16 protein-coding genes and 1 pseudogene are annotated in these 13,243 nt (G+C 62.3%); 8 read left to right on the top strand and 9 right to left on the bottom strand.

Annotated elements, in window-relative coordinates:
• The first annotated feature begins 74 nt into the window (after positions 1–74).
• Complete coding sequence (locus HX899_RS08590; RefSeq protein ID WP_180193771.1) at positions 75–1,865, top strand: acetolactate synthase 3 large subunit; 1,791 nt, start codon at positions 75–77, stop codon at positions 1,863–1,865.
• A 20-nt stretch (positions 1,866–1,885) separates the two neighbouring features.
• Entirely contained in the window at positions 1,886–2,458 is a 573-nt protein-coding gene (gene ilvN / locus HX899_RS08585; RefSeq protein WP_003541288.1) for an acetolactate synthase small subunit, read from the top strand.
• Between the two features lie 102 nt (positions 2,459–2,560).
• Here the strand turns inward: ilvN and HX899_RS08580 are convergent, their stop codons facing one another.
• Entirely contained in the window at positions 2,561–3,409 is an 849-nt protein-coding gene (locus HX899_RS08580) for an aldo/keto reductase (protein WP_181292233.1), read from the bottom strand.
• A gap of 151 nt (positions 3,410–3,560) precedes the next feature.
• Here HX899_RS08580 and HX899_RS08575 point away from each other — a divergent pair, with 151 nt between their 5' ends.
• Positions 3,561–4,154 carry a LysE family translocator gene (locus HX899_RS08575; RefSeq protein ID WP_181292232.1) on the top strand — a complete coding sequence of 198 codons (594 nt, stop codon included), beginning with the start codon at positions 3,561–3,563 and terminating at the stop codon, positions 4,152–4,154.
• Here HX899_RS08575 and HX899_RS08570 read toward each other — a convergent pair.
• Entirely contained in the window at positions 4,146–4,622 is a 477-nt protein-coding gene (locus HX899_RS08570) for a DUF2269 domain-containing protein (protein WP_181292231.1), read from the bottom strand. The two genes, HX899_RS08575 and HX899_RS08570, sit on opposite strands and share 9 nt — an antisense overlap.
• A pseudogene (locus tag HX899_RS08565) lies at positions 4,622–5,895 on the bottom strand (SDR family oxidoreductase). The gene HX899_RS08570 and the pseudogene HX899_RS08565 overlap by 1 nt, the downstream one beginning before the upstream one ends.
• Positions 5,896–5,992: 97 nt before the next feature.
• On the opposite strand from HX899_RS08565, the gene nthA reads away from it, so the two are divergent.
• The 3 genes from nthA to HX899_RS08550 are packed head-to-tail and all read left to right on the top strand — an operon-like array spanning position 5,993 to position 7,639.
• Positions 5,993–6,628 (top strand): nitrile hydratase subunit alpha, encoded by a 636-nt coding sequence (nthA, locus tag HX899_RS08560; protein ID WP_181292230.1) that lies wholly within the window; start codon positions 5,993–5,995, stop codon positions 6,626–6,628.
• The gene (nthB, locus tag HX899_RS08555; protein ID WP_181292229.1) at positions 6,625–7,284 is read left to right on the top strand and encodes a nitrile hydratase subunit beta; all 660 of its coding nucleotides are present in this window, start codon (positions 6,625–6,627) and stop codon (positions 7,282–7,284) included. The genes nthA and nthB overlap by 4 nt, the downstream gene beginning before the upstream one ends.
• On the top strand, positions 7,271–7,639 hold the full coding sequence (locus HX899_RS08550; RefSeq protein WP_181292228.1) for a nitrile hydratase accessory protein: 369 nt from the start codon (positions 7,271–7,273) through the stop codon (positions 7,637–7,639). Before nthB ends, HX899_RS08550 begins: the two co-directional genes overlap by 14 nt.
• Positions 7,640–7,745: 106 nt before the next feature.
• Here the strand turns inward: HX899_RS08550 and HX899_RS08545 are convergent, their stop codons facing one another.
• The 5 genes from HX899_RS08545 to HX899_RS08525 all read right to left on the bottom strand — a co-directional run bounded on the left by HX899_RS08545 (position 7,746) and on the right by HX899_RS08525 (position 10,420).
• Positions 7,746–8,528: an anti-sigma factor gene (locus tag HX899_RS08545; protein WP_181292227.1), complete on the bottom strand. Its 783-nt coding sequence runs from the start codon at positions 8,526–8,528 to the stop codon at positions 7,746–7,748.
• Positions 8,525–9,040, bottom strand: a complete 516-nt coding sequence (locus HX899_RS08540) for an RNA polymerase sigma factor (RefSeq protein WP_181292226.1) — start codon at positions 9,038–9,040, stop codon at positions 8,525–8,527. Before HX899_RS08540 ends, HX899_RS08545 begins: the two co-directional genes overlap by 4 nt.
• A 34-nt stretch (positions 9,041–9,074) precedes the next feature.
• Positions 9,075–9,455, bottom strand: a complete 381-nt coding sequence (locus HX899_RS08535; protein WP_138330570.1) for a hypothetical protein — start codon at positions 9,453–9,455, stop codon at positions 9,075–9,077.
• A gap of 155 nt (positions 9,456–9,610) precedes the next feature.
• Positions 9,611–10,027: a VOC family protein gene (locus tag HX899_RS08530; RefSeq protein WP_138387181.1), complete on the bottom strand. Its 417-nt coding sequence runs from the start codon at positions 10,025–10,027 to the stop codon at positions 9,611–9,613.
• A 57-nt stretch (positions 10,028–10,084) separates the two neighbouring features.
• Positions 10,085–10,420: a cupin domain-containing protein gene (locus HX899_RS08525; RefSeq protein ID WP_181292225.1), complete on the bottom strand. Its 336-nt coding sequence runs from the start codon at positions 10,418–10,420 to the stop codon at positions 10,085–10,087.
• A 144-nt stretch (positions 10,421–10,564) separates the two neighbouring features.
• On the opposite strand from HX899_RS08525, the gene HX899_RS08520 reads away from it, so the two are divergent.
• Both HX899_RS08520 and HX899_RS08515 read left to right on the top strand, forming a co-directional pair.
• Positions 10,565–11,116: a MarR family winged helix-turn-helix transcriptional regulator gene (locus HX899_RS08520; protein ID WP_138387183.1), complete on the top strand. Its 552-nt coding sequence runs from the start codon at positions 10,565–10,567 to the stop codon at positions 11,114–11,116.
• A gap of 132 nt (positions 11,117–11,248) precedes the next feature.
• A complete protein-coding gene (locus HX899_RS08515; protein ID WP_012758212.1) occupies positions 11,249–11,737 on the top strand; it encodes an Rrf2 family transcriptional regulator in 489 nt (162 codons plus the stop codon).
• A 16-nt stretch (positions 11,738–11,753) separates the two neighbouring features.
• Here the strand turns inward: HX899_RS08515 and HX899_RS08510 are convergent, their stop codons facing one another.
• Entirely contained in the window at positions 11,754–13,235 is a 1,482-nt protein-coding gene (locus HX899_RS08510) for a mechanosensitive ion channel family protein (RefSeq protein WP_180193778.1), read from the bottom strand.
• Positions 13,236–13,243 lie beyond the last annotated feature (8 nt).

Below are 13,243 nucleotides of genomic sequence, written 5' to 3'. Positions count from 1 at the left end.
AGGGGCCTTTTTTTATGCCCGAAATCAGGGCTTCCGGCCACAAACGCAATCCCAGCATCAAACGGAACAGACAGATGAGCACGGACAATCAGGCGGCAGGCAATCGGATGACGGGAGCGGAGATCGTTCTCAAGGCGCTGAAGGACAACGGCGTCGAACATATCTTCGGCTATCCCGGCGGTGCGGTCCTGCCGATCTATGACGAGATCTTCCAGCAGGAGGACGTCAAGCACATCCTCGTCCGCCACGAGCAGGGAGCCGGCCATGCGGCCGAAGGTTACGCCCGCTCCACCGGCAAGGTCGGCGTCATGCTGGTGACCTCGGGTCCGGGCGCTACCAATGCCGTTACGCCGCTGCAGGATGCGCTGATGGATTCGATCCCGCTCGTCTGCCTGACCGGCCAGGTTCCGACCCCACTGATCGGCTCCGACGCCTTCCAGGAATGCGACACGGTCGGCATCACCCGGCCCTGCACCAAGCACAACTGGCTGGTCAAGGATGTCAACCAGCTTGCCGCCGTCATTCACGAGGCCTTCCGCATCGCCCAGTCCGGCCGTCCGGGCCCCGTCGTCGTCGATATTCCGAAAGACGTGCAGTTTGCGACCGGCACCTACACGCCGCCCGCCGATTACGCGATCCAGAAGAGCTACCAGCCGAAGATCCAGGGCGACCTCAACCAGATCCATGCCGCGATCGAACTGATGGCGAATGCGCGCCGTCCGATCATATATTCCGGCGGCGGCGTCATCAATTCCGGCCCCGAGGCTTCCAAGCTGCTGCGTGAGCTGGTCGAGCTCACCAATTTCCCGATCACCTCGACGCTGATGGGCCTCGGCGCCTATCCTGCTTCAGGCAAGAACTGGCTGAAGATGCTCGGCATGCACGGCTCCTACGAGGCCAACATGGCGATGCACGACTGCGATGTCATGGTCTGCATCGGCGCCCGCTTCGACGACCGCATCACCGGCCGTCTCAATGCCTTTTCGCCGAATTCGAAGAAGATCCATATCGATATCGATCCGTCCTCGATCAATAAGAACGTTCGGGTCGATATCGGCATCCGCGGCGATGTCGGCCATGTCCTCGAAGACATGGTCCGCCTGTGGCGGGCGCTGCCGAAGAAGCCGGAAAAGGGCCGCCTGGACGACTGGTGGACCGATATCGCCCGCTGGCGGGCACGCAACTCCTTCGCCTATACGAAGAGCAATGACGTCATCATGCCGCAATATGCGTTGGAGCGGCTCTTCGCCCACACCAAGGACCGCGATACCTACATCACCACCGAGGTCGGCCAGCACCAGATGTGGGCGGCGCAGTTCTTCGGTTTCGAGCAGCCGAACCGCTGGATGACCTCGGGCGGCCTCGGCACGATGGGCTACGGCCTGCCGGCCGCGCTCGGCGTGCAGATCGCCCATCCCGACAGCCTCGTCATCGACATTGCCGGCGACGCGTCGATCCAGATGTGCATCCAGGAAATGTCGGCGGCGATCCAGCACGATGCGCCGATCAAGATCTTCATCATGAACAACCAGTATATGGGCATGGTGCGCCAGTGGCAGCAACTGCTGCACGGTAACCGCCTGTCAAATTCCTATACGGAGGCGATGCCCGATTTCGTTAAGCTGGCAGAAGCTTATGGCGCCGTCGGCCTGCGCTGCGAAAAGCCGGATCAGCTCGATGACACCATTCTCGAGATGATCGAGGTCAGAAAGCCGGTCATCTTCGATTGCCGCGTCGCCAATCTCGCCAATTGCTTCCCGATGATCCCCTCGGGCAAGGCCCATAACGAAATGCTGTTGCCGGACGAGGCCACCGACGAAGCGGTCGCCAATGCGATCGACGCCAAGGGCCGCGCGCTAGTCTAATAAGGGAAGGGACCAAGGACATGAACGCTCACCTACAGCCCACGGGCTCCGCTTACTTCATTTCGCCGGAAACGGCGGCCGTCGAAAGCCACACGCTTTCGGTTCTCGTCGACAACGAACCGGGGGTTCTTGCCCGGGTCATCGGCCTGTTTTCCGGCCGCGGCTACAATATCGAGAGCCTGACGGTCTCCGAGACCGAGCATCAGGCGCATCTTTCCCGCATCACCGTCGTCACACGCGGCACGCCGCAGGTGCTGGAGCAGATCAAGGCGCAGCTGGAACGCATCGTGCCGGTGCATCGCGTCGTCGACCTGACGGTGCGCGCTCGCGAACTCGGCCAGGACCGGCCGATCGAGCGCGAAGTGGCACTGATCAAGGTGATTGGCGAGGGCGAGATGCGCGCCGAGACCCTGCGCCTTGCCGATGCCTTCCATGCCAAGGTGGTGGATGCGACGGTCGGTCACTTCATTCTGGAGATCACCGGCAAATCGTCGAAGATCGATCAGTTCGTGGCGATCATGAAGCCGCTTGGCCTCATCGAGGTTTGCCGTACCGGCATTGCGGCGATGAACCGAGGCGTGCAGGGCATGTAAATATTACACAGCCCGGGCATGTAAGATTACAGCCCGGGCATGTAGAAATACAGCCTGGGCATCCAAGCCCGATGCTGCAATAAATGGGAAAGCCGCTGAAGGTCAAAGCATCTCTAGCGGCTTTTTCTTTGTGGGCGGCGGGAAGGCGGCGTCCAAGGCATCCCAGTCGTCGTCGGTGATATCGAGCGAGACGCAGTCGCGGTTTTCCGCCGCGCGTTCGGCATTCGAGGTCTTCGGAATGACGATGACGCCGTCGCGTTCCAGCAGGAAGGCGAGAGCCAGCTGGGCCGGTGTCGCCTGATAGGCCTTGGCGATGCGGATCAGTTCGGGATGGTGCAGGATGCTTCCCTGTTCGATCGGCGAATAGGCCATGACGGGAATGCCGCGGCTCTGGCACCAGGGCAGCAGATCGAACTCGATGCCGCGGCGGGAAAGGTTATAGAGCACCTGGTTGGCGGCGACATTGGCGCCGTCGGGCACGCCGAGCAGCTCCTCCATGTCGTCGGTGTCGAAGTTGGAGACGCCCCAGGCGCCGATCTTGCCGGATGCCTTCAGCATTTCGAAGGCGGCGACGGTCTCTGTGAGCGGATGGTCTCCGCGCCAGTGCAGCAGATAAAGATCGATGCGATCGGTGCCCAGCCGTTCTAGACTGCGCTCGCAGGCCTCGATCGTGACTTTCAGGCTGGCATTCCAGGGATAGACCTTGCTGACGATGAAGACCTCGTCGCGCCGGCCCCTGATCGCCTGGCCGACGATCTCTTCGGCGCCACCGTCGCCATACATTTCGGCGGTGTCGATCAGCGTCATGCCGAGATCGATGCCGGCCTTGAGGCTTTCGATCTCGGCCTTGGCATGGCCGGCATCCTCGCCCATGGCCCAGGTGCCCTGGCCGAGCGCCGGCACCTCAGTGCCGTTTGGGAATGTGATCGATGGAATCGGGTCGTCCTGCATGGTTTCTGTCCCTTCGACAGGAGATTGGGCCGGGTCGCCATCTTTCAAGTAATCCTGTCACCATGACAATGATGTAATGGCACCGGCGGTTTAGGACAGTTATGCTGACCTAAATAAGCAGGCCGCGGAAAAGCTGGCTTCGGGAGGTCGCATGCCGCTGGATACATTTCTCGCCCTCGTTCTCTTCGCCTTCACGACCTCGATCACGCCGGGGCCGAACAATATGATGCTCTTCGCATCGGGCGTGAATTTCGGCTTCCGCAGGACGATCCCGCATATGTTCGGCATCGGCGTCGGCTTCTTCTCGCTGCTGATCGGCGTCGGCCTTGGGCTCGGCGCGCTGCTGCACACGGTGCCTATTGTCTATACGGTACTGAAATTTGCGGGCGGCGCCTATCTCATCTGGATCGCCTGGAAGATCGCCTCGTCGCGCTCGCTGAGCGAAGGCAGGAGCGGCGTCGAGCCGATGTCCTTCTTGGCGGCGGCGGCCTTCCAGTGGGTCAATCCGAAAGCCTGGGTGATGGCGATCACCGCGATGGCGACCTACACCAATCCGCAACTCTACCTGGTGAGCGTGCTGATCGTCGGTCTCGCTTTTGCGGCAGTCAATGTGCCCAGCGTCTCGACATGGGCCGGCTTCGGCTCGGCGCTGAGGGAATGGCTTTCCGATCCGGCGCGGCTGAAATGGTTCAATATCAGCATGGCGGTGCTGTTGGTGCTAAGCCTCTGGCCGATGCTAAAATAGAGTGATTGCCGGCTTAATAAGCATCAGCCAGAGAATGCCGATGACGGCGAAGAAGGCCGGAAAACCGCAGGCGAACCAGATGCGGTAGAGGCTGAAATAGTCCGGCGGCAGAGCTTTTCCCGCTGCTGCTGCGGCGCGAGCGAGATCGCGCAGCCGGATCTGGATCCAGACGACCGGCAGCCAGAACAGGCCGGTCACGACATAAAGCAGCAGCGACAGCGCAATCCATCCCTCCGACAGTTCCCAACCGATCGACCGGGCCAGCAGATAGCCGGTCACCGGCTGAAGAATGGCTGCGGTGGCGGTAAAGAGGGTGTCGGCGATGACAACCGTGCTGGCGACATGGGCGATCAGATGGGGATCGCGTGTCCGGTGGGCCATCACCATGAAGAAGGCAATGCCGGCGCCGGTGCCGAAAAGCACGGTCGCGCCGATGACATGGGCAAGCAGCAGCCATTCCTCAAGCATCAGCGTTCATCCAGCGTGGCAAGTGCGGTGAGCGTCAGCAAGATCGATGGCAGCACCTTGACGAGTGGACCGAGCGGATCGAGCCAGAGTGCGGGTTCGAGCAGGCTGGCGCCGGCAAGATAGGCGAACGACACGGCCAGCATGCCGAGAAGGGCACGTTTTGCCAGTGGGCGAAGGAGGACGGCGACGCCGAGAGCGATGTCGATCAGGCAGGTTGCAAACGTCAGCGCTGTTGCCGCTCCCTGAGGCATGAACGGCAGGAAGTGAGCGGACGTCTTCTCCAGCGTCAGCAGCGGGATCAAACCTGAGAGCAGCCAGAAAACGGATAGGCCCGATATGACGAGTGGCTTCAGAAGATAGAGCCTGGCAAACCAGAGATCCTGTACGCCGGAGGAATTGGCCGCGAGCGTTGCTGCCGCGGGTGTCGTGGCAAAGCCGCTCTTCGCTTTCGAGCTCAGCACGCCTTCCGACATGACCGTCATCGCCGTCGAGCGCAGCGGTGAACGCCAGCCGAGCAGTCCCGATAGATCGGCCAGCCACGTCACCGGGCCGGCAAGCCAGTTGGGAAGAGCGAACACGCGGGCGGGCGACAGGCCGAGCCAGTGGCGGTGAAGGCGGACGAGATCAGCGAGCGTCAGAACTTCGTCGGCGGCAAGATCGATATCGCCGGAGATGCCGCCGGAGACCGCCCGCGAGACGGCTTCCGCCACATCGTCCACCGAAAGTGTTTCGGCCGGACTTTCGGCATGGGCCAGCGGCAGCACCAGAGGAAAGGCGGCAAGCGCCCGCAGCAGCGCCGAACCGCCATGGGCATTGCGGCCGAGAACGAGGGCAGGGCGCAGGATGAGGTAAGGCAGGCCGCTTGCCGCCAGCGCCTCGTCTGCCCGCCGCTTGGTGGCGAGGAAGGGAGATCGCCCGCCGCTCCCACTGTCCTTGCCGATATCTGCACGATCAGCGGGCGCGACGAGCGTTTTGCGGCGGAATAGAGCGCCAGCATCGCCTCTGCCTGGGTGGCCGACAGATCATCCGACAGGCCATCCTGCAGGGCGCCGGCGCAATTGACGATGACATGCTGGTCCTTGAGGATCTCGTCCCAATCCGCTGGTTTTGTCATGCGCGAGAGATCCGCGCGCTGCCAGTCGATCGCCGGCTGTTTCAGGCGTGCACGCGTGGGATTACGGCCGAGCCCAGTCACGGCGTGGCCGTCGGCGACCAGCCGGGCCGCGACGACGGAGCCTATGAAGCCGGTTGCGCCGAGAATCAGAATGTTCATGGCAGGAGATTAGCGGAAAAGCGCATGAGACATAGAAGGGCTTGGCGAGCCTGCGGCATATGTTAGAAATAGCGGGCAGTTTCGGGAGGGCTTCGCCTTGCACGACCATGACGACGACCATGCTCACGGGCACGATCATGACAATCATTATTCCGACATGCAGGCGCGCGTGAAGGCGCTGGAAACGCTGCTGACGGAGAAGGGGCTGATCGATCCGGTGGCGATCGACGCGATCGTCGAGACCTATGAGACGAAGGTGGGACCGAGAAACGGCGCGCATGTCGTCGCCAAGGCCTGGAGCGATGCCGATTTTGCCGACTGGCTAAAGCGTGATGCGACGGCGGCCATTGCCAGCCTCGGCTATACCGGCCGGCAGGGCGAGCACATGCGCGCCGTCTTCAACACGGCCAAGACCCATAACCTCGTCGTCTGCACGCTCTGCTCCTGTTATCCCTGGTCGGTGCTCGGCCTGCCGCCGGTCTGGTACAAGGCGCCGGCCTATCGTTCGCGCGCGGTCATCGACCCGCGCGGCGTGCTGGCCGAATTCGGGCTGACGCTGCCGGAGGACAAGGAGGTCCGCGTCTGGGATTCGACGGCGGAGCTGCGTTACCTCGTCATTCCCGAGCGGCCCGAAGGGACCACCGGAATGGACGAGCAGGCGCTTGCCGGCCTCGTCAGCCGCGACGCGATGATCGGCACGGCGGTTGCCCGCAAGCCGGAGAGCGCCGCATGAACGGACCGCACGATCTCGGTGGGCAGATGGGCCTCGGACCTGTCGCGCCCGAACAGGACGAACCCTATTTCCATGCCGAATGGGAAAAGCGGGCGCTCGGCATCACGCTTTCCTGCGGCGCTTTCGGCGCATGGACGATCGATGAAAGCCGGCATGCGCGCGAGAATATTCCGCCGGCCGATTATCTCGCTGCCAGCTACTACGAGATCTGGATCCGCGGCATCGACAAGCTGCTCGAACGGCATGGCTTTGCAACGCGCGCGGAATTGCTGTCCGGCCATGCGCAGCAGGCGGGAGCGGTTCCAAAACGCGTGCTGAAAGCGGAGATGGTGCCCGGCGTTTTGGCGAAAGGCGGCCCTTGCGATCGTCCTGCTAAGACCGCGCCGCTTTTTGCGGTCGGGGAGACGGTGAAGACGAAGAATTTCAATCCGGTCACACATACGCGCCTGCCGCGTTATGCCCGCGCCAGGACCGGAATGGTCGAGGCAGTGCAGGGTGCCTTCGTCTTTCCCGACGACAATGCGCATGGCAGGGGCGAAAATCCGCAATGGCTCTATACCATCGTCTTTGACGGCGAGGAGATCTGGGGCGAGGGCGCCGATCCCACGCTGACCGTGTCGATCGATGCCTGGGAGAGCTATCTTGAGCCGGCATGAGATATCGCCGCTGACGCAATCGTCCGGGCTGCCGAGGTCGCCGGAGGGCGAGCCGGTTTTTCCCGAGCCATGGGCGGCTGAGGCTTTTGCCATGACCGTGCACCTGCACGCACTAGGCCTGTTCAGCTGGAGCGAATGGGCTGAAACGCTTTCCGCGCAGTTGCACAAGCCTGGCCGGGCCGAAGATGGCAGCGACTATTTTGACTGCTGGGTGGCGGCACTCTCCGACCTCATCGTCGACAACGGCATCGCCGACGCGGAAACGATCCTGGCACTGCAGCAGAGCTGGCAGCGGGCGGCGGAGGCGACGCCGCATGGACGGCCGATCGAGCTCGGCAACGATCCCTCACGCTGATCCTTAGATCGGTTCAGCTGTTCACGGAAGCGCAGAACCGCTCTAACCTTTTGTTTTTTGACGTAATTCCGGACGAAAACCGCTTTGCACTTTTCCTGGAATTGCTCTAGGACGGGAACTGCTTGTAGCACTCCTCGGCTACCTCCCGCAGCGTCTCGCGGGAGATTTCGCCGGTGACGGCATAACCGAGTTCGCCGTCGATCCAGTAGAAGGTTTCGAGATTGCCTGATGAGGCGAAGCGGAAGCTCGTCGTGCGGTTGTCCGTGTTGCGGCCGACCATGACGGTCAGGCGCTCGCCGGCCTGGTTTTCATACATGAACATGGCGCCCGGCCTGCCGTCGACCGGCAACAGGCGGCCGCCGACAAGCTTGAAGCCGAGCGGCTGCAGGTTCGGGATCTTGAGGTTCTGGATTGCCAGGCGCTTACCGAGCCAGGTGGCGAGGTGGACCTCCTCGTTTGCAAAGACCTCGACGGGATGGCGAACCTCGGCGGCATAGACCGTAAACGCGGTCTGGGCCTGTTTCGGCAAGGTTTCGGAGCCGGCAAGCTGCAACTCCGGCTTTTCCAGAAGTGCGGGGCCATAATGGCCGCTGACGGCGCCGAGCATGAAGACGAGGAGGGCTGATGCGGCGATCGCCCAGCGTTTCGGTCCCGATGAAACGGCGCGCGGGGGGACGACGAGCAGAGGATCGGTGTCCTTCGCCTTCTCATAACCGGCAAACAGCGATCGGATGCCTGAATTCTGCGCCTGCCATTCGGCGACTATCGCCGCCTCGTCGGGATTGTCGGCCAGGAAGGTCTCGATGCGGGCGCGCGCCGTTTCCGGCAGCTGTGCGTCGGCATAGGCGTGAAGGTCGGCTTCGGTGACGCTCGGATTGGTCTCGTTCATTTCGGTCTCCGAAGCGTAATGATGTTGTCGGCCTTCAATCGCTCGGCGACGCGCCGGCGGGCGCGCGACAGGCGCGACATGACGGTGCCGATCGGGATATCGAGCGCGACGGCGACCTCGACATAGGTGTATCCCTCGATGACCACGAGCATCAGCACGGCGCGGTGTTCATCCGACAGGCTGTTCAGCGCATCGTCCAGCCGGGCGCGTTCCAGCGGATCGGCCGGCGGTTCGGACGCGGCCAGATCCTCTGCGGCACCGAGCTCGACAAGGCCGTCGCGCGTTTTGCCGCGCCGGCTGTTGCGGTAGAGATTGGTCATGATGGTCAGGACCCAGCCGCGCAGGTTGAGGCCGCGCCATTGGCCGCGGCGCGTGAGAACCTTTTCGACACAATCCTGGAGCAGGTCCTCGCCATCGGCATCCGAGCGCGTCAGGCTGCGCGAATAGCGCCTGAGCGAGGGCAGGAGGGCCAGGATCTGGCCCTCGAAGGTTTCGGGTGCGGGTGTTTTCACGCCGGCAACTCGCTTGTGATCGGGGTCTTCGCGATCAAGGCTTGGCGAGATCCCAGTTGCCGCCGACGCCATCGCCGGTGATGTCGCCGGCCTTCGTGTCCTTGACCCAGAAATAGAGCGGCATGCCGTCCTTGGCCCATTGCTTCGTGCCATCTTTGCGATCGATGATCGAATATGCACCATCGGCCTTGGCGTCGCCAGCAGCCATCAGCGGCGGCCAGTTCTTGGCGCAATCGTCGTAGCAGTTGGAAACGCCCTTGGCGTCCTTCTTGAAGGTGTAGAGGGTCATGTCGTTTTCGCCGGCGAGCACCTTGCCCTTGGCGGATTCGACTTCCTTGACGGGAGGGGCGGCGAAAGCAGCGGTCGCGGCAAGGGCGGCGGCCGCCAGGACGGACAGGAATTTCACGGATGTCATGATGTCTCTCCTCAGATTGGGCACGCAATCTTGCGATGCCTGAGATGAGACACGAGGCGCGGTGGTTTTATTCCAGGCGCAGCAAAAGTTTTCATGGCGGGCGAGGTGGGTCGAAGCCCGTTTCGCCCGCGGCACGTCGCCGGACGCCTTGCCGGCTATTGCCCAGAGGCGGTCGCCGCCGCCATGTCGACCCAGACCGCTTCGAATATATGGCCATCGGGATCCTCGAAGGCACGGTTGTAGAGCCAGCCCATGTCCGTCGGCGCGCGCGGATCGGCTTTGCCGCCGGCGACTGCGGCTGCCTCGACGATAGCGTCCACGTCTTCACGGCTGTCCATCGTCAGCGCGATCAGCATCTCGCTCGCCTTCTGCGCTTCGGCAACGGGTTTCGGCGTGAAACTCGCGAAGAAATCGCGTGTCAGTAAGTGGAAGATAATGGCCTCGGACCAGACCATGTTCGACGCCTGGTGATCGCTGAACTGTTCGTTCTTGCTGCAGCCGATCGCGTCATAGAAACGGGTCGCAGCGGCAAGATCTTTCACCGGCAGGTTCACGAAGATCATCTTAGGCATTGCGGTTCTCTCCTCTTCCTTTGTCTTGTGGAGGTTGTCTTCTGAGGCGGCTTTGCCTCACACAAACTCCTGCACGATCTCGTCGCTGGCATGAACGCAGACGATTTCGAGCCGTCCGGTGCCGACATTTTCGAAACGGTGGGGAATGTTGGCGGCCACGACGACGATATCGCCGGGAAAGGCGAGGGTCTTGGCGTCGCCTACGGTGAATTCGGCTTCACCTTTCCTGACTGCCCACGTTTCGGAATAGGGGTGGATATGCAGGTCAGGCCCTTGGCCGGGCTCATTGTCGACCAGGAAAAGCGATATCTCGCCGCCATGGTCGCGGCCTTCGAAGCGGACCGTGCGGCTCTGATCGGGTCGCGGTTCCTGGTGACGAAGAATACTGAACATCACGTGCCTCCTGCTGGTGCCATTTGCGATCGCAAACTATCTTCGCGAGAAGATATATCCTCAAAACTGTCTTCCTGTCAAGATATCTTCCTCGATGCGGATGGAAGGTGTATGTCTCGGCTGTGGTGGCATATGAGGCAGAAAATGACGAATGGAACTAAAGGTGACGGCTCCTACGAGGATCATGTCGACCGGCTGCGCCGGCAATGGGCGCTGGAACTGCCCGACCTCGACACCGAGCCGATGGCGATCCTAGGCCGGGCCTTTCGGCTGTCGAACCTAGTCCGCCCGAGCATTGAGGCGACCTTTGCCGATTTTGGTCTCGACCGCGGAGAATTCGACGTGATCGCAACGCTTCGCCGTTCCGGACCGCCTTACCGACTGACCCCGACGGACATGTATTCGGCGCTGATGATCTCCTCGGGAGGCCTGACCCACAGGCTCGACCGGCTGGAGAAGGCGGGCCTGATCCGCCGGGAGAAATCGCCGCGTGACGGGCGCAGCGTATTGGTGGCATTGAGCGAGGCGGGTGCGGCACTCGCCGAAAAGGCCTTCCGCACCGACATGGCGAGCGAATCTTCGTTTCTGCAGGCTCTTGACGGAAAGGAGCGCGAGGCGCTCGCGGCGCTGCTGCGCAAGCTGATCGCCGGAATTGAAAATGAGCTGACGCAGGGAGAGGACGAGAACGGGGGCTGAGGGAGATCGGGGCCTGCATCGCCGTTCAGGCAGCAACACGCTGCTTTTGCAGCTCATTTACATCGTGCCGGTTTTCGGATATGATATGTCCTTAATTCCATCGGCAGAACCAACCATCACACGAGTTGCTGAATGATCCTGAAAAGCCAGGTCGAGTGGGCGCTTCACTGCTGCGCCATTCTCGCGGGCCTGCCAGAGGGCAGGTATCTTTCCACCAAGGCGCTCGCCGAGCTTCATGGTCTGCCGAAGGAATATCTCTCCAAAGCACTGCAGAGCCTTTCGCAGGCATCGCTGGTCGAGACCACGCTCGGTCCGAGTGGCGGCTACAGGCTTGCCAAGACCCCCTCGGATATCAACTTTCTCGAGATCGTCGAGGCGGTCGAGGGGAAGGCCCGCAGCTTCACCTGTACGAACATCCGGGCAAACAATCCCTGCCGGCCGGAAGGATATTGCGACAGCAAGCCATGCGCGGTGGCGCGCATCATGTGGGAGGCCGACGAGGCCTGGCGTGATACGCTGAGGCGCGTCCGGCTTTCCGATCTGGTCGGCACCTTGTCCGAGGAAGTGCCGGCCGACATTTGGCGGAGCACGTTCGAATGGGTGCTCAAGCGCGCCGGCTGAGCGGGAGCGCCGATCTCTACGCCTTGAAGATGGTCCTGATGGTCTTCAGGATGGCATGCGCGCTGCGGGCATGTTCCTGGGGCAAGGAGGCGCCGTTGCGGAAACGCTCGGCGCGGCTGGCGAGTTGGTCGGCGATTTCTTCCGCCAGCGCCGGGCGTTCGCTTAGCAGCGGCGCGAAGGCCTCCTGGTCGATCTCATAGGCGGTCACGGGGGTCAGAGCCTCCAGGGTGCAGACTTCCTGCATGCCGGCGAGCAGTCCGGTCTCTCCAAAAAAATCGCCCGGCGCGAGCCGTCCGCGTTCCTCGCCTGCATTCCGCGCCGCGATGATGCCGGCGCGCACCATCATCAGTGAGGGGAGCATTTCGTCCTCCCGCACGATCACATCGCCCTTGCGGAACTCCCGGGCAGTCGTGGTTTCGGCGAGCCTGCGCTTCTCATCTGATGTCAGCGTTGTAAAGACCGGAATGGCCTCGATCAGGGCAAGCGGCGTTACGCTCGGCGGCTTTGCGCTCTCTTCTGTCGGCAGATCGGCGGTCAGCACCGTCGCCGACGGCGGAATGGCCAGCAGCAGGCCGGCGGATTTGCAGTGGCGATAGACGAGATCGAGCACCTCGTTCCGTGCCGGCACCCGCTGGCTCGGGCTCGTCACCCGAAATTGCAGCTCGACCTCAAGCGCCGTAGCATCCAGCCCCTTGAGTGCTACGACCGGCGGCGGCTCGCGCACGATCGAATTGCAGCTCGCAAGCGCCGTTGCCATGACTTGGCGGACCGATGCCGGCATCCGCGTCGGGGCGATGCGGATGGTGAGGACCAGAAGATGGGTCTCGTCCGGCCGGCTGACATTCGTCAGGCCAAGCTTTGCCAGAAAACTGTTCGGCAGAACGACGACATTGTTGGCACTGGTCAGGATGTGCGTCGCGCGCCAATTGCTTTCGACGACGCGGCCCTCCGTGCCGTCGCTGAGAAGGATCCAGTCACCGATGACATATGGCCGGCCGAGGGTCAGGGCGATGCCGGAGAAGACGTCGGCGAGCGTATTCTGCAGCGCCAGACCGAGAATGATCGCGACCACGCCCGAGGTTGCGACGAGGGTTCCGATCGGCACGCCGAAGACGAAGGCCAGAACCGATAGGGCCATACCGATATAGACGACGCCGATAACCAAATCCTGGAGCAGGCGAGCCTCTCGCGGACTGCCCTCCAGCACCAGATAGAGCCTGATGAAACCGATGACGGCCCATGCCAGATGGATCCACCAGAGTGTTTTTGCGACGATGACGAGCAGGGCCCGCGGATCCTCGGACTCATATCCTTGAAACCGGTGGGGTTCGATGCCGCTGCCGACGAGGATCAGCGTCATCACTGCAAAGAAGAGGATCTGCACCACCAGCCGCGTCGTCGGCCGATGACGGGAGAGCAGATGCCAGACGACGATACCGGCGAATCCGACTGTTATCAGGGATATCAGAGGTTTGCCGAAGAGGGCGTCGTCAATCATCTCTCTGT

This window comes from Rhizobium sp. WYCCWR 11146 (assembly GCF_013591995.1).
In the GTDB taxonomy this organism is placed as follows: Bacteria; Pseudomonadota; Alphaproteobacteria; order Rhizobiales; family Rhizobiaceae; genus Rhizobium; species Rhizobium indicum.
The sequence above is the reverse complement of the archived record's forward strand: the minus strand, read 5'-3'. Positions and strand labels throughout refer to the sequence as shown.

What these genes read in the sequence shown, in the direction of transcription:
- HX899_RS08590 (WP_180193771.1), top strand. Translation starts at nt 75, where the DNA reads ATGAGCACGGACAATCAGGCGGCAGGCAATCGGATGACGGGAGCGGAG.
- ilvN (WP_003541288.1), top strand. Translation starts at nt 1,886, where the DNA reads ATGAACGCTCACCTACAGCCCACGGGCTCCGCTTACTTCATTTCGCCG.
- HX899_RS08580 (WP_181292233.1), bottom strand. Translation starts at nt 3,409, where the DNA reads ATGCAGGACGACCCGATTCCATCGATCACATTCCCAAACGGCACTGAG.
- HX899_RS08575 (WP_181292232.1), top strand. Translation starts at nt 3,561, where the DNA reads ATGCCGCTGGATACATTTCTCGCCCTCGTTCTCTTCGCCTTCACGACC.
- HX899_RS08570 (WP_181292231.1), bottom strand. Translation starts at nt 4,622, where the DNA reads ATGCTTGAGGAATGGCTGCTGCTTGCCCATGTCATCGGCGCGACCGTG.
- nthB (WP_181292229.1), top strand. Translation starts at nt 6,625, where the DNA reads ATGAACGGACCGCACGATCTCGGTGGGCAGATGGGCCTCGGACCTGTC.
- HX899_RS08545 (WP_181292227.1), bottom strand. Translation starts at nt 8,528, where the DNA reads ATGAACGAGACCAATCCGAGCGTCACCGAAGCCGACCTTCACGCCTAT.
- HX899_RS08535 (WP_138330570.1), bottom strand. Translation starts at nt 9,455, where the DNA reads ATGACATCCGTGAAATTCCTGTCCGTCCTGGCGGCCGCCGCCCTTGCC.
- HX899_RS08530 (WP_138387181.1), bottom strand. Translation starts at nt 10,027, where the DNA reads ATGCCTAAGATGATCTTCGTGAACCTGCCGGTGAAAGATCTTGCCGCT.
- HX899_RS08525 (WP_181292225.1), bottom strand. Translation starts at nt 10,420, where the DNA reads ATGTTCAGTATTCTTCGTCACCAGGAACCGCGACCCGATCAGAGCCGC.
- HX899_RS08520 (WP_138387183.1), top strand. Translation starts at nt 10,565, where the DNA reads ATGACGAATGGAACTAAAGGTGACGGCTCCTACGAGGATCATGTCGAC.
- HX899_RS08515 (WP_012758212.1), top strand. Translation starts at nt 11,249, where the DNA reads ATGATCCTGAAAAGCCAGGTCGAGTGGGCGCTTCACTGCTGCGCCATT.
- HX899_RS08510 (WP_180193778.1), bottom strand. Translation starts at nt 13,235, where the DNA reads ATGATTGACGACGCCCTCTTCGGCAAACCTCTGATATCCCTGATAACA.